The sequence below is a fragment of the Nonomuraea deserti genome, assembly GCF_004348685.1.
GTDB lineage: Bacteria > Actinomycetota > Actinomycetes > Streptosporangiales > Streptosporangiaceae > Nonomuraea > Nonomuraea deserti.
The window spans coordinates 70,473-91,850 of record NZ_SMKO01000003.1; the positions used below are offsets into that span (position 1 = coordinate 70,473).

The following is a 21,378-nucleotide window of genomic DNA, read 5'->3' on the forward strand; positions in this document are numbered from 1 at the left end:
GGTTCGGACTCGACGGCATGCGTCAGCGGGTGCGCGGCGTGGGAGGCACACGCCGGCCATCCGCTCAGCGGCGGCCGCGTCCCCAGCCCTTGCCGGGGTTCGCGTACGTGGCCCGCTTGGCCTTGCCGCCCTGCTTGGCCAGCCCCGGCGGCAGGCGCTCCGGGCGCCCTCCGCCGGTGGAGCGCGGCCGGGCGGCCTGGGACGGGTCATCGGGCGGTTGCGCGGTCCGGGACGGGTCGTCGAGCGGCCGGGCGGTCCGGGACGGGTCGCTTTCGGGCGGCCGGGCGGTCCGGGACGGGTCGCTTTCGGGCGGCCTGTCGGCTGACACGCGGTAGGCGTGCATCGCGCCGCTGGGCTGCGGCGCCGGGTACGTGACGGATTCGGCGCGTGACCTCTCGTGGCGGGGGCCGGCGACCTCGCCATCGGGCCAGGAGGTCGTGGCGAGCACCGCGACGATCAGGGCGGTCAAGGCGGCCGCCTGCCGCCACCGTCCGGGCGCGCCCGCCCGCGGGCGGCCGCCCAGGGCCGGGATGGGAAAGAGGACGCCGTCGGCAGGGACGAGGGACGCGGGCTCGGCCCGGCTCGGAGCGGCTTTGTGGTGGGCCGGCTGCTCCGCCACCCGGAGCAGTTCCTGGTGGGCTTCGGCGGTCCCGATGCGGCGCCCGGGGTCCTTGTCCAGCAGGCCGGTGATGACCGGGGCGAGCGGCCCGGCCTGCCGCAACGGGGCGGGGCTGCTGGTGAGCACCGCGCTCAGGGTGGCCAGCGCGCCGCTGTCGCCGAAGGGGGAGCGGCCCTCGACGGCCTCGTACAGGGTGGCGCCCAGCGACCACAGATCGGCCTGCGGGGTGGAGGGCCCGCCGCGCGCCCGCTCGGGGGCGATGAAGGCGGGCGTGCCGAGCACGATGCCCTCCCGCGTGAGGTGCGCCTGGTCGTCCAGCGTGGTCGCCAGCCCGAAGTCGGTCAGCACGGCGTGGCCGTCGTCGGTCATCAGCACGTTCGCGGGCTTGACGTCGCGGTGCACGATGCCCTTCGCGTGCGCGGCGCGCAACGCGTCCAGCAGGTCCAGCCCGACGCGAGCCACGGTGGTGGCGGGCAGCGGTCCGCGTTCCCTGACCAGGTCGTCCAGGCTGCGGGAGGGCACGTACTGCAGGACGATCCACGGCCGCTCGTCGGCCTCCACCACGTCGTACACGACTGCGATGTTCGGATGGCTCAGCCGGGCGGACAGGCGGGCCTCGCGCATGGTGCGCCCGAGCAACGCCTCCCGCTCGGGTCCTGGCCGGTGGGGCAGGCTGATCTCCTTGACCGCGACCTGGCGGTCAAGGACCTCGTCGTGGCCGCGCCAGACCGTGCCCATGCCACCCCGGCCCAGTTCGGCCAGCAGCCGGTACCGCCCGGCCAGCAACCATCCTTGATAGGGCGTAACCGACATGACGGGAGGTTTACCCGAACAAGATCCGTGTGCCACGGATTCGTCACACACTGTTGCTCTACCGTTACGTCTCCCGTGGAGTGGTGTGGCGGTCACCGGCCAGGATCTGATGGAGCGTGGCGGCGAAGGCGTCCGGGTCGCCTTTCATGCCGAACGCGCCGTCGAGAAACCCGCCGTGGTGGCTGGGGAAGGTGACCGGCTCCGTGCCGAGGCGTCCGGCGACGGCCACGCCCGCGCGGTGGGCCATCTCGCCCTCGGACTCGGCTCCGACGCCGATGACCACGCGGGTCGAGGCGGCGCGCAGCGCCTCGAAGTCGTGCTCGTAGTGCGTACAGGTCATGAGGTTCTGCGCGAACATCACATCGTCGCGGGAACCGTCGTCCTCCGACGGCAGCCCGAGTTCGGCGGGGCTCTGCACGGGCCGGTCGGCGAAGTCGGCGGGGATCTCGCCGCGCAGGCTGGTGACCGCGACGAACTTCGCCATCGCCGGTCCGAACCCGTGCCGGTCGTAGGTGCGGCGGATGTCGACGACGGCGGCCAGCGCCTGCTCGCGGTCCGGCAGGACCTGGGCGGCGGGCGGTTCGTGCGCGACGAGCGTACGCACCTGCTCCGGGTGCCTGGCCACCAGCGCAAGCCCGTTGACGGCGCCCCCGCTGCTGGCGAAGACGTCCACCGGCCCGCCGCCGAGCGCGCCGATCAGCCGGTGCAGGTCGTCGGCGTGCTGCTCGGGCGTCGACTCGCCGCCGCCGGTGCGGGCGCTGCGGCCGATCCCGCGCGGGTCGTAGGTGACCACCGTACGGTCAGGGAAACGTGCGGCCAGGCCGGTGAAGCCGCTGGCATCCATCGGCGAGCCGATCATCAGCAACATCGGCGCGGTGCTCGTCTCACCCTCCCGTACGTCGTAGTGCAGAGTGCCGCCGGGCACCTCGAGGGTATGGGCCATGGGTTCGTCCTTTCTCGACACGCTGATGGAGACCCGCCGCGGCGGCGAAACTCATCGGTCCGCGCGCGATCGACCCGTAGATTCCCGCGTGCGGGAATCTACGGGCGCAGGTCGAACACCTCCCACGACTCGCCGGGAGCCAGCCCGGCCAGCTCGCGGCCGCACTCCTTGAGCACCTGCGGCCCCGAGGTGATGTGCGCGGTGCCGGCGTGGGCGTCCCTGAACAGCCGCTGCACCAGCCCGTCGCGCAGCGCCGAGGTGCCGCCGGACGCGTAGACGAACCGGGACACCTCGGCGATCGTCGAGGTGACGTGGTTGAGCGCCAGCCGCACCATCGTCTCCTGGCGCACGTCGAGCGTGCGGCCCGCGTCCAGGGTGCGTTCCGCGTCGTCCCACGTCTCGTGCACCAGGGCCTTGGCCGCGCGGAACGCCGCCTCCGCCCGGGCGAAGCCGGTGTGGAAGGCGTCACTGTCCGCGAGCTGGCCAGGCCGTCCCGCCCGCGCACCCGCGTGCCGGATCAGCTCGTCGAGGAGCCGGCGGCCGACGCCGAGCGCCCAGCCGGAATGGCAGATCAGCGCCTGGTCGACCAGGCCGAGCCGGTAGAGCGCGCCGCCGCGCAGCGGCTCGTTCTGGGTGAACACGTGCGACTGCGACTCCGGTACGAAGGCTCCGTCGATGGCGTAGTCGATGCTGCCCGTGGCGCGCAGGCCCAGGACGTCCCAGTTGCCGAGCATCTTGACGTCGTCCAGCGGGGTGATGAAGATCCGCACCTCGTCGGAGCCCTCGACGGCGCCCAGGCTGTGGGCGTACTGCGCGTGCAGCATGCCCGAGGCGAAACTCCACTGCCCGCTGAGGCGGAACCCTCCGTCCTCGCGTACGGCGGTGCCCGGCCTGGTGCCCTGGCCAGCGACGAGCGGCATCCGCGGGCCGGCGAAGATGCGTTCGACGGCGTCGTCACCCAGGTAGGCCCCGGCCGTGCCGTTCTCGAGGGTGGTGGCCATGACCACCCAGCCCGTCGAGGGGTCGGCGTACGACAGTTCCTCGAAGACGGCGATCAGCTCCCGGGGGGACGACTCGGCGCCGCCGAGGGGAACGGGCACCCATACGCCGAAAAGACCTGCCTCGTGCAGGGCGTCCACGACGGGGATGGTCAGCCTGCCCTGCGCCTCCGCCGCGCCCGCCTCGCGCTCGATCAGGGGGCGCAGGTCGCGGGCTCGCTCCAGCAGGGTGGTGCCGGCGGTGTGCAGTCGCCGCGTGTCGCTCATCTCCAGGTGCTCCTGTCCGTGATCGATGGCACTCCTTCTCTGTCAGATCACGTCAGCCGCTCCTTGTCCAGCCGCCGGGCGTGCGAGGTCCGGCGCGGGCATGCCTGGCCGCGCCGGGCGCCCGAGGCGGGGCTAACCTGGCAGAATGGACGTTTCCGCAGGTGGCTACAGGTTGGGGCCCGAGTCGGGGCGGCTGCTGGTGCACACGACCCGCACCGGGCTGGGCGCCAAGGCCGGTCACGACCTCACGATCGAGGTCACTCGCTGGCACGGCGAGGCCGTTGTCGGTCCCGCGCTCGATCCCGCCGATCCGGCCGGTTCCCGGGTGACCGTCGAGGTCGACGCGGACTCGCTCGCCGTCAGGGAAGGGACGGGCGGCGTCAAGCCGCTCACGGAGTCGGACCGCCGGGAGATCGGGAAGATCATGCGGGAGAAGATCCTGCACACCCGGAGCAACCCGACGATCACGTTCCGGTCGACCAGGGTCGAGGGGACCCCGGAGGAGTTCCGCGTCGAGGGCGAGCTCACCCTCGTCGGTGTCACGCGGCCGGCCGAGGTGCGCGGCTCGCTGGCCGAGGGCCGGGTGCGGGGCTCGGCGGTCATCGTGCAGTCCCGGTGGGGCATCCGGCCCTATTCGGCGTTGTTCGGCGCGCTCAAGCTCAGCGACGAGGTCGAGGTGCGGTTCGACATCGGCCTCGAGCCGGAGGAGGGCACGCCGCGCCCGTGATCAGGCGGCGGCGGGCCGGCGTGCGTTGAGGCGGCCCTGGGGCGCGGCGGGCCGGCGTGCGTCGAGGCGGCCAGGGCTCAGACACGATCGAGCGGGCGATGGGGCCCGGCCGGGAGCTCCACCTTGACGGGGTCGCCGGGGCGCACGACGCCGCCCGTCCTGACGACGCTCATGACGCCGGTCTTGCGTACGACATTGCCCGCCTCGTCGCGGCCGACGACCTGCTTGAGCAGGCCGTCCTGGAACTTGTCGATCTGCACGCAGGGGTTGCGCAGCCCGGTGACCTCCACGACGGCCTGCTCGCCGACGTGCAGCAGCGTGCCGGCCGGCAGGCCGAGCAGGTCGATGCCGCTGGTGGTGACGTTCTCCCCCAGCTCGCCCGGCTTGACCGTGTAGCCGGCCTCGCCCAGCTCCGCGAACAGCTCCTCGTGGATGAGGTGCACCTGGCGCAGGTTGGGCTGGGTGGGGTCCTTGGCCACCCGGGAGCGGTGCTTGACCGTCACGCCCGCGTGCACGTCGCCTTGCACTCCCAGGCCGGCGAGCAGGGTGATGCTCTCCCGGTTCGGCTTGGTGAAGGAGTACTCGCCGTTGCTGCTGACCGCCGTGACCGTCCCGTTCATACGGTTCTGTCCCCCTGTGTGGCGTGGACTGTTGGGACACCCAGTTTGGCAGATGCCGAGTTAGCTGCACTTTGCGCCAAGTTTCTCAGCTTTGCCACACGCGCCCCTGCGGCCAGGGATGATCAGGCCTGGCCGTGTGCCGCGCGAGCGCCCGGCTGATCGATTGACGATTGGAGCAACGTGCGAAGACGATCTTCCCTGCTCGCCGCCGCGTTAACGGTGCTGGCGGCGCTGCTACCCCTTTCGACGGCCGGGGCGGCGGCCGCCGCGGACGGGGCCACGGGGGCCGCCGTCAAGGGCGGCATCACCTGGGCGCCCTGCGAGGAGGAGCCGGAAGCCGAGTGCGGCAAGCTCGCCGTGCCGATCGACTGGTCCGAGCCGAACGGTCCCAAGGTCCAGATCTCCCTCGCCCGCCGCAAGGCCCTCGACCCGCAGGCCCGGGTCGGATCCCTCGTGATCAACCCCGGCGGCCCGGGCGGATCCGGCGTGGAGGCCGTCTACGCCGCGCCCGGGTCCTACACCGAAGAGCTGCGCAAACACTTCGACATCGTCGGCTTCGACCCCCGGGGCGTGGGCCGCAGCCATCCGGTGACCTGCTCGGCGTCGGTGTACAACAAGTTCCCGTACGCCGTCATGAAGAGCCAGGCCGACTTCGACAAGTGGAAGGCCTTCGCCAAGGAACTGCGCGAGGATTGCCGGGCCCGCACCGGCCCCCTCTACGACCACGTCGACTCGGTCAGCGTGGCCCGTGACGTGGAAGCCATCCGCGCCGCCCTCGGCGAGGGGAAGCTCAACTTCTACGGCATCTCGTACGGCACGCTGATCGGCCAGATGTACGCCGAGCTGTTCCCGGACAAGATCCGGACCATGGCGCTCGACAGCAACATGGACCACAGCCTCGGCGTCGCGGCGTTCCTGACCACCGAGGCCGCCGCCGTCGAGGACGCGTTCGACCAGTTCGTCGGCTGGTGCGAGCAGGAGACCGCGTGCGCCCTGCACGGCAAGGACGTCCGTGCGGTGTGGGAGCGGCTGCTGAAGAAGGCGCGTGACGGCAAGCTGTACTACCCGGGTGTCAAGGACCGCCCGATGACCGAGATCCAGGTCCTGTGGCAGGGCGTGCTCGGCACGGAGGGCCCCGCCTGGCAACTGCTGAGCCAGATGCTCAACGCCCTCGACGGCGGCCCGCTACCGGACGAGGTGCCGCCGCTGCCCGGGCGGCAGCCGGTGTCGGGGGAGACCGTCGAGCTGAACACCACGATCCTCTGCGAGGACTACAAGCTTCCGGTGCGCAACTACCGGGAGTACGCCGCGCTGATGCACATCTCCTCCCGCATCGCCCCCGACATGCGCCTCAACCCGATGCCGGTCGAGGACCTGCCCGTCTGCCTGGGCCATCCCACGAACAACCCGCAGCACCGGCTCCGTTACACGGGTGACGCCCCGATCCTGCTGGGCAACTCGATCCACGACCCCTCCACCCCGTGGATCTGGTCCGCCAACGTGGCCCGCCAGTTCGGCTCCAAGGCTGTGCTCCTCACCTACGAGGGCTGGGGCCACCGCATCTACGGCAAGGACAGGTGCAGCACCGTGCCCTTCGACGAGTACCTGATCTCGTTGAAGATGCCCAAGAAGGGCGCCCGCTGCGAGGTCGGCGGCACCGACCCGACGCTCAAGATGCTGAAGAAGGAGGTGTGGCCGACGGACGGGCTCAAGTGGGGCAGCCCGGTCGCGTCCGCGGCCGGCCTCTCCTGAGCACCGGCCCGCGCTGATCTGAACGGCGCGGGCCATCTCGAGGGCGGCATCCCCGGATGCCGCCCTCTCGGCGTTCTTCCGGCACGTGGCGGTCTCCGGTCGCGCCCGCTCGGGGCGCGGCCGCCGGACGGCAGGCGTATCGTCGCGGTGTGGCGTGTTTCCTCTGCTTCGCCTGCCGTAACCCGATCACCCTGTCCGTGCGGAAGATCCCACTGCCCCCGTGGAAGGAGGAGCCGGTCGGTGCGACCGCGTGGTACGAAAGGATCAAGCCGCCGCGGATGCCCCGCGGGGCGTATTCGGCCAACCACCACCCCCACGAGTTCTCGGGAGAGCCCCCCGGCCTGGTGATCCATCCGGACGACGCCGTCGGCATGCGGCTGCATCCGGACATCTCCCGGCTCACCGGCTGCTGCGGGATCAGCGCGATCAACGGTCCCAACCTCGTCTGCGCGGCCTGTGGCGCGGAACTCGCCATCCATCAGGCGGACTGCTACACGGAGAACCAGATCACGCTGCTGGCGGAGGCCGTCATCCTGTCGTACGCCCACGAATGACCCCGGGCGAGTAGGGTGAGCCGCCAAGGCCGTGGGTGAGGGGTGGCGCGTGGAGATCATCGAGACGCCGCGGATCGTCCTGCGGCCGCTGCGCGTCGAGCACGCCGACGAGATGGCCGCCGTGCTGTCCGACCCCGCCCTGCACGCCTTCACCGGCGGCGCCCCGCTCACCGCGCAGGAGTTGCGCGCCCGCTACGAGCGGCTGGTGGCCGGGCCGGCGGGCTGGCGCAACTGGGTGCTGTGGTCGCGGGAGGAAGAGTGCCTCGCCGGCTACGTGCAGGCCACGGTCGACGGCCGAACCGCCGAGATCGCCTGGGTGATCGGCACGCCGTGGCAGGGGCGCGGCCTGGCCACGGAGGCGGCGAAGGCGTTGGTGTGCTGGCTGGTGGGGCAGGGGATAGGCACGATCGTCGCGCACATCCATCCCGGCCACGCGGCCTCGGCCGCCGTCGCGACAGCCGCGGGTCTGCGTTCCACCGGGCGGTGGCACGACGGCGAGATGCGCTGGGAACGCTGAGCGCGGCGGGACGTCCTAACGAAGAAGTCACGGGCGCGGATCACCGTGATATCAGAGGACGCTTGATCATGAACGAAGGTTTACGGGCTTTGACCAATTGTAATAGTTTTTTTGGTCGTTCGAAGATCGTTCGGTAACGTCGTGTAAGCAGTCCGTACGCATCCGGGACGGACGCGTACACGACAGACGGACGCGTACACGAGAGAAGGCCAGAGGAACTCGTGGAACAGCAACCACAGGACACCGGAAAAATCATGGATACGTCAGGAGGTATCAAGGCCGCCCTGCCACCCCGGACGGACTGGGTGGTGTTCGGGGTGGCCGCCGCTCTGACCCTCGCCTTCGTCGTCTGGGGAGGGGTCGCCACCGACACGCTGGAGGGCGTGTCGACCTCCATGCTCGAGTGGACGATGCACAACGTGGGCTGGGCCTTCGTGCTCGCGGCCTCGGGCTTCGTGGTGTTCGTGCTCTGGCTGGCGTTCAGCAAGTACGGCAAGATCACCCTGGGGCAGGAGGGCGAGGAGCCCGAGTTCAGGACGGTGTCCTGGATCGCGATGATGTTCAGCGCGGGCATGGGCATCGGGCTGATGTTCTACGGGGTGAACGAGCCGCTCACGCACTTCGCCGAGCCTCCGCCCGGCACGCACGAGGCCACCGCGGCCGCGGCGCTGCGGATGGAGACCTCGCTGGCCACCACGCTGTTCCACTGGACGCTGCACCCCTGGTCGATCTACGCCGTGGTCGGCCTGGCCATCGCCTACGGCTGCTTCCGCCGCGGCCGGCGGCAGACGATCAGCGCGGTGTTCACCCCGCTGATCGGCGAGCGGCACGCCAACGGAGGCGTCGGCAAGGTCATCGACATCCTGGCCATCTTCGCCACCCTGTTCGGCTCGGCCGCCTCGCTCGGCCTCGGCGCGCTGCAGATCGGCAGCGGCGTCAAGGAGGTCGGCTGGATGTCGGAGGTCGGCGAGGGCCTGCTCATCGCGATCATCGCGGTGCTGACGCTGGCGTTCGTGTTGTCGGCGGTGTCCGGGGTGGAGAAGGGCATCCAGTGGCTGTCCAACACCAACATGGTGCTGGCCCTGGTGCTGGTCCTGTTCATCTTCCTGGTCGGCCCGACCGTGCTGATCCTCAACCTCCTTCCCACCTCCCTCGGCTCGTTCCTCGGTGACCTGGCCCAGATGGCGGCCCGCACCGAGGCCAGCGGCGGTGAAGGGGTCGCCGCCTGGCTGTCCGGATGGTCGGTGTTCTACTGGGCGTGGTGGATCTCCTGGACGCCCTTCGTCGGCATGTTCATCGCCCGCATCAGCCGTGGCCGCACCATCCGGCAGTTCGTCGGCGGCGTGATCCTGGTGCCCAGCGTGGTCAGCCTGGTCTGGTTCGCGGTCTTCGGCGGCACGGCCATGCAGCAGGAAGCCGGCGGCGCGGGGCTGACCCGCGAGGCCACCGCGGAGGGTCAGCTGTTCGCGCTGCTGAACGAATACCCCCTCGCGGGCGCGACGACCCTGCTCGTGATGATCCTGGTGGGCATCTTCTTCGTCTCCGGGGCGGACGCCGCCTCGATCGTGATGGGCACGCTCTCGCAGCGCGGCACCATGGAACCCAGCCGGGTCGTCGTGATCGTCTGGGGCGTGCTGACCGGCGCGGTCGCGGCGATCATGCTGCTGCTCGGCGGCGGCGGCGACGCGGCGCTCACCGGGCTGAAAAACCTGACGATCCTGGCCGCGGTGCCGTTCATGGTGGTGATGGTGGGCATGTGCGTGGCGCTCACGCGTGACCTGCGGCACGACCCGCTGATCCTGCGCGGGCAGCGCGGCGAGGAGGCCGTGGAGTCGGCCGTCATCACCGGCGGCGAGCTCTACGACGGCGAGTTCGAACTCGCGATCGTCGGCGCCAACGGCGAAAACGTCGAGGACGCCGAGGCCGTCGGCGACACGTCGCGCGAGAAATAGGTCCACCAGCGAGACGCCCCCCGGTGGCTACCGGGGGGCGTCTTCCGTGCTCGCACGGGTGATCGTCCGTACGGCGGCTCCGGCTCCGGCTCAGCGCAGGGTGGCCGTGAAGGTACGGCCGTGGGCGCGGCGGGTCGTCGCCCGGACCTGGGTGCCGCCCGGCACGCGGCGTACCGTCACACCCTCGTCGGCGGTGTCCAGGCGGAGAGGCCTGCCGCGCAGGACGACCGTGACGTGGTCGCGTTTCATCGTGGGGTCGGACAGGGCGACGACGGTGCGCTCGCCGCTCCGGACGATGACCGAGGCGGGACCGTCGACGAGCAGGCGCTCCGCGTGGCGCGGGCCGCCGGCGAAGACGTTGGCGGCGACGATCCCGAGTGCCCTGTGCCTGATCGCCTGCACGTGCCGGTCGTTGGCCAGCACGGTCAGCGGGCCGTCCGCGTAGCCGCGCAGCCGGGCCTCGGTCGCGTTCGGGACCAGGGCGTAGGCGACGGCCGGAACGCCGCCGGCGGCCGGATGGGCGATGGAGGCGGTGAAGACGTTCTTGGTCACACTCGTGTCGGGGTTGCTCGCCCGCACGACCCTGCGGCTGCGGGTCACCGTCTCCAGCCCGGCGGCGACGGGCTGCCGGGTGAGGAAGGCATATCCGATCGCGGTACGGCGGGTGTCGTTGGCGTACCGCAGCCAGCGCGGCGGCGACGTGTCGCCCGCCCGCCAGGACCCGCCGCGCCAGCCCTCGCCGGTCAGCACGATCGTGTCCCCGGGGGCCGCGATGCGGCTGTCCACGGTGGTCACCGCGGCGCGGCGGCCCTGGCCCGAGACGTCCGCGGCCAGCACCACGATCTCGTCGTCGAACATGAACCACGACTTGGTCGCGCGGGCGTTGCGGTAGACGACGAAGTCGTCGGGCAGGATGCCCTGCTGCTTGGCGGTGTAGGCGGCGTCGTCCGACTGCACCATGCCGGCCACGCCGTACGCGCCGAGCGTGGCGCCGCCGGAGAAGGCGTTCCCGGCCAGGGGGAAGTACACGTAGGTGTTCTGCGACTCCGAGGAGGAGGTGAAGTTGAGCGGATGGTCCGGGTTCTCGTACCAGAACCGGCCGTACGACTCGGGGACCGTGCGCCGCTCCTCCTCCGGCGCGGTGATCCCGGCCAGCCGGTACGGCGAGACGGCCGTGTAGTAGTCGACGCCGAAGACCTCGCGCTGGTCCTCGCCCGAGAGGTAGAGGTAGTAGGCGCCGTCGCCCTGGAACCAGGGCATGAGGTTCTCGCCGTTCATGTACTCGTACTTGCTGATCCGGTCGGAGCTGCGCGCCAGCGCGAAGGCGTAACCGGGGCGGCGGTGCACGGTCCTGTCCATCGAGTTGAACGCCACGGAACGCTCGGGCGGGTTCAGGTCGGCGGCCGGGATGGCGGAGTCGGCGCGGATGGCCGCGTAGCGGGCGATGCTGACCGGGGAGACGAACGTGCCCGTGTCGGCCTCCGGCAGGAACTTGACGTACTGCTTCAGGGCCTGCGAGCCGTCGCCCTCGACGTGGCCGGCCAGGTCGGCGATGGCCTCCGTGATCACCCGGACGTCGGAGTAGCCGGTGTTCGTACGCGAGACCGCCCGCCCCTTGACGATCTCCATCATCCACCCCTCGAAGATCAGCGGGGCGAAGCCGTCGGCGATCCAGCGGTACACCACGCCGGCCAGGTCGGAGCCGCCGCCGCCCGTCGCGCCTTCAAGCGTCTTGAGGGTCTGCACGACGCGGGTCAGCAGGGCACGCCCGTAGGAGCCGGTGTAGGCGACGGAGTGGTGCTGGATGAAGGAGCCGTCGTGGTAGTAGCCGTCGGTGACCCCGTGCTGCAGGTCGTAGGGGTCGATCGTGGCGAAGACGGTGGCCTGGTCGGAGATGGCCTTGGAAACCCGGGCGTCGTCGGCGGTGAGCGCGCCCTGCAGGATGCGGTTGCCGGTGATGTCGGCCAGGTTGGCCCCGGTGTGGAAGCGCGAGTCGAGGTCGACGTCGCCGTCCTTGCCGTTGCGCAGGTAGGCGTCCATCGAGGCGATGTACGTGGCCGTCAGGTCGGGGCGTAGTTCCCGTATCCGTTCGTCCAGCAGGACCAGCGTCCTGCTCACGTGGGTGGGGATGCCGATCTCCCAGCTGTGCCAGTTGCCGTAGTAGCCCTTCGACTGGTCGCCGAAGTGGTGCTCGTGCAGCCACTGGAGCCCGTCGACGACCCGGCGCTGGACGGCGGCGTCACCGTCGAGCTCGCCGCCGGGCGCGCGGGTCGCGAGCGCGATCTCGTACAGGTACTGGTAGGCCGAGCGCAGCTTGGCGTCGTCGGTGCCGAGGGTCAGGCCGGCGAACAGCTCGCCGTCGCCCGCCTGGTCCATCGCGGCCAGCCGCTGCCGGGCGGTGTCGAGCATCGCCGCCAGCTTGCCGGCGACCTCGGGGCGGGCGTTGACCTCCGCGGTTCCCGCGAAGGTCGCCACGGTGTTGGCGAGCAGCCTCGCGTGATCGGCCGGCGCCGCGGCGGCGGCACGCATCGGCGCGGCCATGGCGAGCAGGGCGGTGGCGGGGAGGAGAGAGAGGATCTGACGGCGGGACAAGTGCGGCACTGCGGACTCCATGCCGTTGGGGGGTATGCCGGGCTCACCCTACAGGATCTAGTTTTCCCAGCCCAGACCGCACGCGTGCCCGGAGGTCACCGTACATTGCCCGATGGTTGGCCGGCGCTCTCGCCCATGACCACCGGCGGGCCGTCGGTGACCTTCTCCGCGGGCAGGTCGCCGGTCTCCACGCAGCTCGTTCCCGCCGGCAGCGGCGGCGGCCGGTCGGGGAACAGGTCGGTGACCGGCTCGTGCGAGCTCGGCGCGCGCATCTCGATGGTCATCTCGACGTCGCCCGACAGCTGCCCGAGCCCCTGCGCGACGGCGAAGTAGGACACGCCGTCCACGACCTTGTAGGCGTGCGCAGCGAACGACCACGCGTCCCAGGCGCCTTCCGCCGGCGGGTCGGGGTCGCCGGACTCGCGCGGCGGCAGGCACACCGTGGCGTAGACCGTCCAGCCGCCGTCACGCAGCTTCCGCATGCCCTCCGCGGCCCACCGCCGCGCCTCGCCGGCCGGAGCCGCGGCCGGCCGTTCGGCCAGGACCACGGTCACCGTGCCGCGGGTGGCGGGCAGGTCGTCCGACTTCCGGAACGCGACCCTGCGGGCCGGCTCCTTGACGGCCTCGCTGACGAACGGCTGCGACATCATGACGTCGAGCTGCGCCTGATCGGCGCGCGTCGTGGCGTCGGAGGCGGCACACCCGCTCAGCAGCACGCAGATCGGCACCAGCAGGAGTCGCCGGGTCATCGGGGGGTCACCACACCCTGGACGTGGTCGTAGCCCAGAGCCGAGACGTTGCCGTTGCGGAAGTCGTCCTCGCTGATGCGGGCCATCTCCCCGCTCGGGTTGTAGAAGACCAGATTGTCGCCCTCGTGCCCGACGAGCAGCACGTAATGGGCCGGGTAGCGGTCGCCGATGAGGACCGGCACGGTGTGGCCGGCGTCGACCGCGCCGACGGCGTCGTCGAGCGCCCGGTTGACGGAGCCGGCGTCGGTGTCGTCGACGATCCGCCAGTCGTAGCGCGTGCCGAAGGAGTCGGCGTGCTCGTTCATCTCGTCGGTCAGACCCCAGGGGGAGGTGCCCAGGCTCTGCGGCCACACGGTGTTGGTGGAGTCGTGGATGCGGTTCTGCTCGTCGGTGAGCCTCTCCCGGAGCTCGGCGGCCGACAGCGGGTTGCCCTTGTCGTCCGTGGTCAGGCTCAGCGCGTACAGCGGGTCGTTCATGGCGCGGGCCACCATGATCGAGGTGGAGCCGCAGGTCGTCTGGTTCTGCTGCTCCAGCTCGACGCTGTTGACGAGCACCGTTCCGCTGCCCCCCGGGTAGACCAGGCTGAGGTGCTCGCGTAACCAGCTCTCGCTCTTGCCGCGGATGACCGAGGCGAAGGTGGAGATGTCATCGACCGAGTGGCCGGCCGCGAGCGCCTTCATCAGGTAGGCGCGTTCCGCCTCGGAGCCGGCGTCGTCGAGGAGGCGCTGCAGGCGGGCACGGTCCTCGTCCGACAGTGCCTCCATCTTCTCGGCGGCCCTGGCCAGCTGCGCCGTGGTCAGGATGCCGTTCTCTTCCTGCGCGGTGCCGTCGATGCCCGCGGCCGCCAGCAGCACCGCGTCGAAGGCGTCGATGTGCGGCGACCGGACGGCGCCCGCGCGCGCCTTGCCCTGCACGTCGCGCAGCCCCCGCTTCAGCGCCTCCCCAGCGGTCTGCAGGTCCTCGAAGACCTTGATGGCGCCGTTGATGGCCCCGATGGCCCGGCCGATGTCGTCGACGATGCCGCCGTCGCCGTCGAACGGCCACACGGCGTTCCACATGTTGCGCACGATGTCGTGGGCGCTGTTGAGCTCGCCCGCCGCGTCGAGCAGGTCCTGCCGGTGCTGGCCGAGCCTCCGTTTCAGGCTGCGGACCTCGTCGGCGTACTCCGTCAGCAACGTGTCCGCCTTGCGCATGGCGGGTGCGGCCTGCTGCAGCAGCTCGTCGGTCGCTTTGAGCGCGGCGAGCGCCTCGGTGGCGGCCTCGCCCTTCCACACCGACGGGACCGAGACCTTCGTATGGTCGAGATCGGTGGCGGCGGTGTCGATGGCGATCGCCATCCTGCGGAAGGCCTTGCCGAGGTCGTCGATGCCGTCGGGATCGCCGGGCACGTCCCTGAAGATCGAGGTCAGCGTGTTGATGGTGCTGATGACCTCGCCGATCATGGTGACCGGGTTGGAGACCGTCGCGAGGAAGCCGACGGCCTGCTTGAGCCGGCTGATCGCGGTCGAGACCTGCAGATAGTCGTCCGAGGTCATGGACGGTCACCGGAGCTGGGCGTACTCCTGGACTCGAGGTAGTCCTCGACCGACTCGAACCCCGCGGCCGACGCGCGTGTGGCCAGGCACCACTTCTCGAGCACCTCGCGATAGACGGTCAACTCCTTCTCCCAGGCCTCGCGCACGTCCGTGACGGCCGCGGCCGGGCCGTCGAGCTCGAAATCGGTCTCGGGGGAGTCGACCTTCCGCTTCCAGTCACGGCGGGCGATCCGGAGGTCTTCCGCGGTGTCGCAGACGACTCCGGCTCTCTGCCTGATCCCGCTGTACGCGTACAGGGCCCCTGAAGAGCTCATGGTTCCTCCGGAGGTCATCACCTGAGCGGTGGCGGTGGGAGAGAAGCACACGGATGAGGCTGACGTGACAAAGGCGGAGGTAGTTTACCGTTCAATCCTTGCCTGCACCACGGATGGCGTCTCGCGAAGTGAGACGCGACGGCGGCTGCACGGCCCCGCTCGTACGGCGAAAAACCCGATGAGATCGCAAGGTCGCGAACAGTACGATGAAAGCTCTCTGATACCAACCCGGGGTAAGGCGTTGCGTGATGGCTGTGAGCATGCACGACGTGGCTCGCGCCGCCGGCGTGTCCCAGCGCACGGTCTCCAACGTCGTCAACAACTACGAATACGTCCGCCCCGAGACCCGCCAGCGCGTGCTCGACGCCATGGCGATGCTCGGCTACGTCCCCAACGCGGCCGCGCGCAGCCTCCGCTCCGCCCGCACGGGGCTCATCGCGCTCGTCGTCCCCGATTTCAGGGCGCGCATCTTCGCCGACCTCGCCGGCCCGGTCGTGTGCAAGGCAGCGGCGCTCGGCTACACGGTCCTGATCGAGCTGACGGGATCCGACAGGGAGCGCGAGCTGCAGGTCCTGACGGGCGGCCGCAACCAGCTGACCGACGGGGCAATCATGATGGCCCTGTCGCTGCGGCCCGGCGACGGGCAGCGCCGCCGCGCCGACTACCCGATCGTGCTGATGGGCGACGAGGTGCTGGAGGGCCAGATCTGCCACGTCGGCATCCCCAACCGCGAGGCGTCCGTGGCGGTGGCCCGCCACCTGGCCGACACGGGCAGGCGACGGCCGATGCTGCTCGGCTACGACCCCGACGGAGGCCTGACGGCACGCATGCGGGTGCGAGGCTTCCTCGACGGCCTGACGGAGGCGGGGCTCCCCGCCGGCGAGACCCAGCTGGTCAGGGCCGACTGGACCCGCGAGGGCGGCCGGCAGGCGATCGAGCAGCACCTCGACTCCGGCCGCCCGATGCCGGACGCCATCTTCGCGATGAACGACTCCATCGCCCTCGGCGCGCTCCGGGCGCTGCAGGCCAGGGGCATCCAGGTGCCGAAGGAGGTCGCGCTGGTGGGCTTCGACGACGTCGAGGAGGCACGCTACTCCACGCCGTCGCTGACCTCCGTCTCTCCCGACGTCGAGTCGATGGCCGCCCACGCCGTCGCGATGCTCCACGAGCAGATCACCGGCAAGCCCAGCGGGCAGGCGCCGCACATCATGGTCGACTTCCACCTGAAGGTGCGCGAGTCGAGTCAGTAGGGGGCGACCGCGACCCGGCGTCCCGTCTCGAACGCCTCGATGATCCGGTACGCGACCCGCAGCGCCCTCCGCCCGGCCTCCGCGGGCACGGGCGGCGCCGCACCGGCTCGCAGCGCGGGCATGAGCGCGTCGAGGTGCGCGTCGAACGTCTCGTGGAACGAGCGCCCCCGGTCGTTGAAGTAGCCGGCCTCCCAGACCGTGCGCGTCTCGGAGCCCGCTGGGGAGAACTCGTAGCGCCGGGTGGTGTCGTCGATCAGCAGCCGTCCCGCGTCACCGTTGACCTCGACGTGGTGGGCGCGCGGGTAGGCGTAGGAGGAGTCGTACGAGCCGACGAGGCTGCCGACCGCGCCGCAGGCGAAGCGGGCGGCCACGACCAGCGTCGAACCTCCCCTGGCCATCTCGGCGCTGACGGCTTCGATCGGTCCCAGCAGGTGTTCGAGCAGGTCGATGCCGTGGCACTGGGTCTCGATGAGGCCCGCGTGCGGATGGCGGCCCCGACTGTCAGCGGGGCCGCCCTCGCCGCCGAACCGCCAGGTCGCGAACGACAGGTCGCCCAGCCGGCCGTCGTCGAGGTCGCGCCTGGCGCGCACGACGGGCTCGGCGTAGCGGTGGTTGAGGTTGATCGCGAAGAACAGGTCCCGCTCGCGGGCCGCGTCGAGCAGCCTGTCGGCCTCGTCCAGGTGGAAGACCAGCGGCTTCTCCACCAGGAGCGGGATGCCGTGGCCGATGAGCTCCAGCGTGGGCGCGTAGTGCTCGGTGTTGGGCAGGCAGACGCTGATCAGGTCGGGCCCGGTCTCGTCGATCATGCGCGCGAGGTCGTCGTACGCCCGGGTGGACCAGCGCGCCGCGCGCCGCCGCGCGCGGGCGAGGTCGCGGGAGAAGACGCCCACGAGGCGGGAGTCGTCCCGGCTGGAGAAGGCGCGCGCGTGCTGCTCGCCCCACTGCCCCGCGCCGACGACGGCCACGCGGGTGGGCTCGCTCATTCGCCGTCCTGGGTGACGACCACCTTGCCGGACTCACCCGACAGGAACGTCTCGAACGCGAGCCCGGTCTCGCTGACGTCGAAGGTGTGCGTGACGATGCGGCCGAGGTAGCCGGTGTTCCGCCGCAGGAGCTCCAGCGCGGCCGGGAGGTCCGCGTACGGGAAGTACTCGCTGCCCAGGACCGCGCGGCCGGTGGAGATGAGGTCGGGCGAGACGTCCAGGTGCAGCTGCTCACCGTGCCCGACGCAGACCAGGACGCCCCGTCTGGAGAGCCTGTCCAGGGCGGAGCGCCGGGCGCCGGCGCGGCCCGAGGCGTCCACCGCGGCGTCCACCTCGGGCACGCCCGCGACCCTGCTGGAGACGCTGCGGGCGTGGACCGGGATGCCGCCGAGCGACTCGGCGAAGGCCAGCCGCCACTCGGAGACGTCGCTGATGTGGATCGGCACGTCCGCGCCCAGGCGCAGCCGGGCGACGGCCAGCACGCCGAGGCCGACCGGGCCCGCGCCGGTGATCAGGAGCGACTCGATGCCGGGACGCACGCTCAGCGCCCTGTTCAGCGCGGCGCCGCTCGTGCCCATGACGTCCAGGAGCATCGTGGCCAGGGGGAACGGCAGGTCGTCCCCGATGGGGAAGAACATGCGCTCTTCGACGACCTCCAGCGGCCCGAGGCCGCCGTCGCGGTTGAAGCCCATGTCGCCGGCTTTGTCCAGGCACAGGTTGGTCGCGCCGGCGCGGCAGCTGCGGCACCGCCCGCAGTAGGCCATGAGGTAGATCACCCCGCGCGTCCCCACCGGCGTGGTGGTGTCCCGGCCGGCGGCGACGACCGTGCCGGCGGCCTCGTGGCCCGCCACGACCGGGCTCCCGCCCCGCCAGAGGCCGGCATCGCTGCCGCACAGGGCGTTGGCGCGCGGCCGGACGAGCAGCTGTCCCGGCCCCGGACCGGGGTAGGAGCGGGGACGGTGCTCCACCCGGCCCGCGCCGGCCAGGAACGGAGCCGTGGTGAGGGCGGTCACTGACCGCCGAGCCCGGTGGTGGCGATGCCCTTGATGATCTGCCGCTGGAAGAACAGGAACACCACGATCAGGGGCAGCGCGGCCAGCACGGACTTGGCCATGTTCTCGGCGAAGACGACGCCGAAGCCGGTGGAGACGGTTTCCAGGCCGACGGGCAGGGTCATGAGATCGGGGTCGTTGGTCACGATGTACGGCCACAGGAAGTTGTTCCACGCGCCGACGAACGTGAAAATCGCCACCGCCGCGATGATCGGCCGCGACAGCGGCAGCACGATCTGCAGGAAAATGCGGAACGATCCCGCTCCGTCCACCCGCGCGGCGTCCTCCAGCTCACGGGGGATGTTGTCGAAGAACCGCTTGAGGATGAACACCATCACCGGCGCGACCACCTGCGGCAGGATCATCCCCCAGTACGTGTCCACCATGTTGAAGGCGAGCATCTCGTCGAAGAGCGGCACGATGAAGATCGTTCCGGGGACCATGATCGAGGCGACGGTGAGGCCCAGCAGCAGCTTGCGCCCGGTGAAGTCCAGCCGCGAGAACGCGTAGCCCGCCAGCGCGGAGATCACCAGCGTGATGATCGTGACGCCGGTCGCCACGATCAGGCTGTTGATCATCCAGGTGGGGATGCTGCCCATCTGGAAGAGGTCCACGTAGGTGTCCCAGGTGTAGCCGCCCTCGGGGAGGATCGTCACGGGGCTGGCGCCGGCGTCCGTCTCGGTCTTGAACGAGGTGTTGATCGCCCACAGGAACGGCGCCAGCATCAGGAGGCTCAACAGGGCCAGCACCGCGAAGGCCACGACGCGTCCGGGATTGATGCTTCTCATGACTGGTCGGACCTCCGGGCGAACCGCAGCTGCAGCAGCGACAGGATCAGGATGATGGCGAAGAAGATGTACGAGATCGCCGAGGCGTAGCCGAGCCGGTAGTTCGTGAAACCGGTGTCGTAGACGTACATCAGGATCGAGCGGGTGGAGTCGTCGGGGCCGCCGGCCGTCATCTGGAAGATCTGGTCGAACACCTTGAGCGAGGCCAGCACCTGCAGCACGAGGATGAGCATGGTGATGTTCCGCAGCAGCGGCAGCGTGATCGAGAACAACTGCCGCCACCTGCCCGCCCCGTCGATCGAGGCGGCCTCGTAGACCGTGCTGGGGATGTTCTGCAGCGCGGCCAGATAGAGCAGGAAGTTGAACCCGAGCGTCCACCACGTGGTGGCGACCGCGATGGCCGCCATGGCGAAGTCCGGGTCCTGCAACCAGCTCCTGCCCTCGATCCCGAACACGCCGAGAACGGAGTTGATCAACCCGAGCTCGGGGTTGTAGAGCCACTCCCAGAAGAGGCTGACCACGGTCGAGGCGAGCAGGTACGGCACGAAGAACGCCATGCGCCAGACCCACTGCCCCGGCAGCCCCATGTTGACCAGCAGCGCTGCCGCGAGGGCCAGCACGACCAGCGGGATCGTGGTCATCACGGTGAACAGCACCGTGTTGCCGAACGTCGTCCACACCATCGGGTCCGTGAGGGCCTCGGCGTAGTTGGCGAACCCGACCAGCTCGGGCTCGGCCCCGGCCGCGAGGTCGCGGTCGGTGAAGCTCATCCAGATCCCGTAGATCAGGGGCCAGAGGAGGAAGAGCACGAAGGTGACGAAGAACGGCAGCACGTAGAGGAGCCCGCTCTGGCTCCTGAGGGCCTTCGGCCGTGTCGTGACCGCCTTGGTGGTGGCGCCCTTGTTCGTGAGAGTGGCCGACGTCATCGCTGCACCGCCTTGGACATGAGGACGTTGACGCGTTCGGCGAAGGTGGCGACGGCGTCCTTGACCGAGGTCTGGCCGGTGAGCGCGTTCTGGATGCTGTTGCGGAACTGGTCCATGAAGCTGGATGCCGAGCCGGTGAAGGAGGACGGCGGGTCGTAGTGGAGGTACGTCGCCGTGACCGCGTAGTCGTTGTTCGGCCGCAGCGCCTTGAACTCCGGCGTGTTGACGACGGGCTGGTAGGCGGGGGTGTGCCCGGCCTGGCCCCAGGGCAACGAGTTCTTGAGGATCTTCGAGACGGCCTCGTAGGCGAGTTCCCGCCGCTGTTCGTCGGGGTTGTCCTGATGGGGGAGGACGAAGGTGTGCGAATCTCCCCAGGTCGAGTCGACGTCCGTGCCGAACAGGTTCGGGATCGGCATGGCGCCGAGGGGCATCTTCGCGTCCTGGTACTGCGGGAGCTCCCAGACGCCGGAGAAGGCGAGGCCGGTGTCGCCGCCGAGGAACCACGAGCTCGCCGTGGCGTAGTCGGAGCTGTTGGAGGCGACCTCGCCGTCGACCAGGCTGCGCATCGTCTCGACCGACTCGCCGAACGCGTCGGCGTCGTAGACGAATCTGTCGCCCGTCAGGTCGAAGGTGGTGCCGTGCTGGGTGTAGAAGGTCCAGAACAGGCGCCACAGCTGGGCGCCGTCGCCGAGGAAGCCGTACGAGATGCCGTACTTGTGGCCGGTGAGCTTCTTGAACTCCCGGCCGAGTCTCTTCAGGTCGTCCAGGCTCCTGATCTCGGGGAGTTTCCCGCCGGTGTCGAGCAGCCCGCCCTTTTCGGCCAGTTCGGTGTTGAAGAACGCCACGAACGTGTGCGAGTCGAGGGCCAGGGCGTAGACCTTGCCGTTGACGATCGAGCTCTTCCACGTCGGGGCCGTGAACGTCGACTCGCTGATGCCGTAGCGGGCGAGCCGGTCGAGGTCCCAGGGGTCGAGCAGGCCGCCGGGGGCGTACCCGGCCAGCCGCGACATGTGCACGATGCCGAGGTCGGGTGCGCGGCCGCCGGCCGCCGACATCGCGAGCTTGGTGTAGTAGGGGGCGCCCCACGCCAGCACGACCTGCTTGATCTCGGTGTCGGGCATGTCGGCGTCGGCCTTGGTCACGATCGCGTTCATCCGCTCGCCGTCACCGCCGGTCATGAGATGCCAGAAGACGATCTCTCGCGTGCTTCGCGCGGCGGGTCCCGTACCGCAGCCGGCGAGCAGGGCGGAGAGTCCCGCGGCCTGCAGCACCCTTCGCCGGGAGAGGCGGGTATCGGGCCACTTGCTCATAAGGTGCTTCCTCGCAGAGGGTCCGGCCAGCCCTCACACCGGGGGTAGCCGGATGTTGACTCCGGTTGGAGGGAGTGTGGCACACTCTGCTACGTAGCAAAAGGTCTTGACTTGCCC

19 protein-coding genes are annotated in these 21,378 nt (G+C 70.5%); 6 read left to right on the plus strand and 13 right to left on the minus strand.

The window, feature by feature from the left end; all coding sequences use genetic code 11:
• Nucleotides 1-64 precede the first annotated feature (64 nt).
• The 3 genes from E1292_RS54760 to E1292_RS02130 form a co-directional block, all read right to left on the minus strand.
• Entirely contained in the window at nt 65-1,432 is a 1,368-nt protein-coding gene (locus tag E1292_RS54760; protein ID WP_132591402.1) for a serine/threonine-protein kinase, read from the minus strand.
• A 64-nt stretch (nt 1,433-1,496) separates the two neighbouring features.
• On the minus strand, nt 1,497-2,375 hold the full coding sequence (locus E1292_RS02125; protein WP_132591404.1) for an alpha/beta fold hydrolase: 879 nt from the start codon (nt 2,373-2,375) through the stop codon (nt 1,497-1,499).
• A 98-nt stretch (nt 2,376-2,473) separates the two neighbouring features.
• Nucleotides 2,474-3,640: an acyl-CoA dehydrogenase family protein gene (locus tag E1292_RS02130; protein WP_132591406.1), complete on the minus strand. Its 1,167-nt coding sequence runs from the start codon at nt 3,638-3,640 to the stop codon at nt 2,474-2,476.
• Nucleotides 3,641-3,785: 145 nt separating this feature from the next.
• On the opposite strand from E1292_RS02130, the gene E1292_RS02135 reads away from it, so the two are divergent.
• Nucleotides 3,786-4,367: a YceI family protein gene (locus E1292_RS02135; RefSeq protein ID WP_132591408.1), complete on the plus strand. Its 582-nt coding sequence runs from the start codon at nt 3,786-3,788 to the stop codon at nt 4,365-4,367.
• 77 nt (nt 4,368-4,444) lie between these two features.
• Here the strand turns inward: E1292_RS02135 and E1292_RS02140 are convergent, their stop codons facing one another.
• The gene (locus tag E1292_RS02140; protein WP_132591410.1) at nt 4,445-4,987 is read right to left on the minus strand and encodes an MOSC domain-containing protein; all 543 of its coding nucleotides are present in this window, start codon (nt 4,985-4,987) and stop codon (nt 4,445-4,447) included.
• 180 nt (nt 4,988-5,167) lie between these two features.
• Between E1292_RS02140 and E1292_RS02145 the strand changes: the two genes are divergently transcribed.
• From E1292_RS02145 to E1292_RS02160, 4 genes are all read left to right on the plus strand, one after another.
• Nucleotides 5,168-6,739 carry an alpha/beta fold hydrolase gene (locus E1292_RS02145; RefSeq protein ID WP_132591412.1) on the plus strand — a complete coding sequence of 524 codons (1,572 nt, stop codon included), beginning with the start codon at nt 5,168-5,170 and terminating at the stop codon, nt 6,737-6,739.
• Nucleotides 6,740-6,888: 149 nt separating this feature from the next.
• The gene (locus tag E1292_RS02150; RefSeq protein ID WP_132591414.1) at nt 6,889-7,293 is read left to right on the plus strand and encodes a hypothetical protein; all 405 of its coding nucleotides are present in this window, start codon (nt 6,889-6,891) and stop codon (nt 7,291-7,293) included.
• 49 nt (nt 7,294-7,342) lie between these two features.
• Nucleotides 7,343-7,810 (plus strand): GNAT family N-acetyltransferase, encoded by a 468-nt coding sequence (locus E1292_RS02155; RefSeq protein WP_246089871.1) that lies wholly within the window; start codon nt 7,343-7,345, stop codon nt 7,808-7,810.
• Between the two features lie 254 nt (nt 7,811-8,064).
• Nucleotides 8,065-9,762: a BCCT family transporter gene (locus tag E1292_RS02160; protein ID WP_132591416.1), complete on the plus strand. Its 1,698-nt coding sequence runs from the start codon at nt 8,065-8,067 to the stop codon at nt 9,760-9,762.
• 90 nt (nt 9,763-9,852) lie between these two features.
• Here E1292_RS02160 and E1292_RS02165 read toward each other — a convergent pair whose 3' ends face one another.
• From E1292_RS02165 to E1292_RS02180, 4 genes are all read right to left on the minus strand, one after another.
• Nucleotides 9,853-12,363 (minus strand): polysaccharide lyase family 8 super-sandwich domain-containing protein, encoded by a 2,511-nt coding sequence (locus E1292_RS02165; protein WP_246089872.1) that lies wholly within the window; start codon nt 12,361-12,363, stop codon nt 9,853-9,855.
• 86 nt (nt 12,364-12,449) lie between these two features.
• Nucleotides 12,450-13,103, minus strand: coding sequence for a hypothetical protein (locus E1292_RS02170; protein WP_132591420.1), 654 nt, complete (start codon nt 13,101-13,103; stop codon nt 12,450-12,452).
• The gene (locus E1292_RS02175; RefSeq protein ID WP_132591422.1) at nt 13,100-14,638 is read right to left on the minus strand and encodes a WXG100-like domain-containing protein; all 1,539 of its coding nucleotides are present in this window, start codon (nt 14,636-14,638) and stop codon (nt 13,100-13,102) included. Before E1292_RS02175 ends, E1292_RS02170 begins: the two co-directional genes overlap by 4 nt.
• Nucleotides 14,635-14,952, minus strand: coding sequence for a hypothetical protein (locus E1292_RS02180; protein ID WP_132591424.1), 318 nt, complete (start codon nt 14,950-14,952; stop codon nt 14,635-14,637). The genes E1292_RS02175 and E1292_RS02180 overlap by 4 nt, the downstream gene beginning before the upstream one ends.
• 248 nt (nt 14,953-15,200) lie before the next feature.
• Here E1292_RS02180 and E1292_RS02185 point away from each other — a divergent pair, with 248 nt between their 5' ends.
• Entirely contained in the window at nt 15,201-16,202 is a 1,002-nt protein-coding gene (locus E1292_RS02185; protein ID WP_132591426.1) for a LacI family DNA-binding transcriptional regulator, read from the plus strand.
• Here the strand turns inward: E1292_RS02185 and E1292_RS02190 are convergent.
• The 5 genes from E1292_RS02190 to E1292_RS02210 are packed head-to-tail and all read right to left on the minus strand — an operon-like array spanning nt 16,196 to nt 21,261.
• Nucleotides 16,196-17,185 carry a Gfo/Idh/MocA family protein gene (locus tag E1292_RS02190; protein ID WP_132591428.1) on the minus strand — a complete coding sequence of 330 codons (990 nt, stop codon included), beginning with the start codon at nt 17,183-17,185 and terminating at the stop codon, nt 16,196-16,198. The two genes, E1292_RS02185 and E1292_RS02190, sit on opposite strands and share 7 nt — an antisense overlap.
• A complete protein-coding gene (locus E1292_RS02195) occupies nt 17,182-18,198 on the minus strand; it encodes an alcohol dehydrogenase catalytic domain-containing protein (RefSeq protein ID WP_132591430.1) in 1,017 nt (338 codons plus the stop codon). The genes E1292_RS02190 and E1292_RS02195 overlap by 4 nt, the downstream gene beginning before the upstream one ends.
• A complete protein-coding gene (locus E1292_RS02200; protein ID WP_132591432.1) occupies nt 18,195-19,025 on the minus strand; it encodes a carbohydrate ABC transporter permease in 831 nt (276 codons plus the stop codon). The genes E1292_RS02195 and E1292_RS02200 overlap by 4 nt, the downstream gene beginning before the upstream one ends.
• Complete coding sequence (locus tag E1292_RS02205; protein WP_132591434.1) at nt 19,022-19,951, minus strand: carbohydrate ABC transporter permease; 930 nt, start codon at nt 19,949-19,951, stop codon at nt 19,022-19,024. Before E1292_RS02205 ends, E1292_RS02200 begins: the two co-directional genes overlap by 4 nt.
• Nucleotides 19,948-21,261: an extracellular solute-binding protein gene (locus tag E1292_RS02210; protein ID WP_132591436.1), complete on the minus strand. Its 1,314-nt coding sequence runs from the start codon at nt 21,259-21,261 to the stop codon at nt 19,948-19,950. The genes E1292_RS02205 and E1292_RS02210 overlap by 4 nt, the downstream gene beginning before the upstream one ends.
• Nucleotides 21,262-21,378 lie beyond the last annotated feature (117 nt).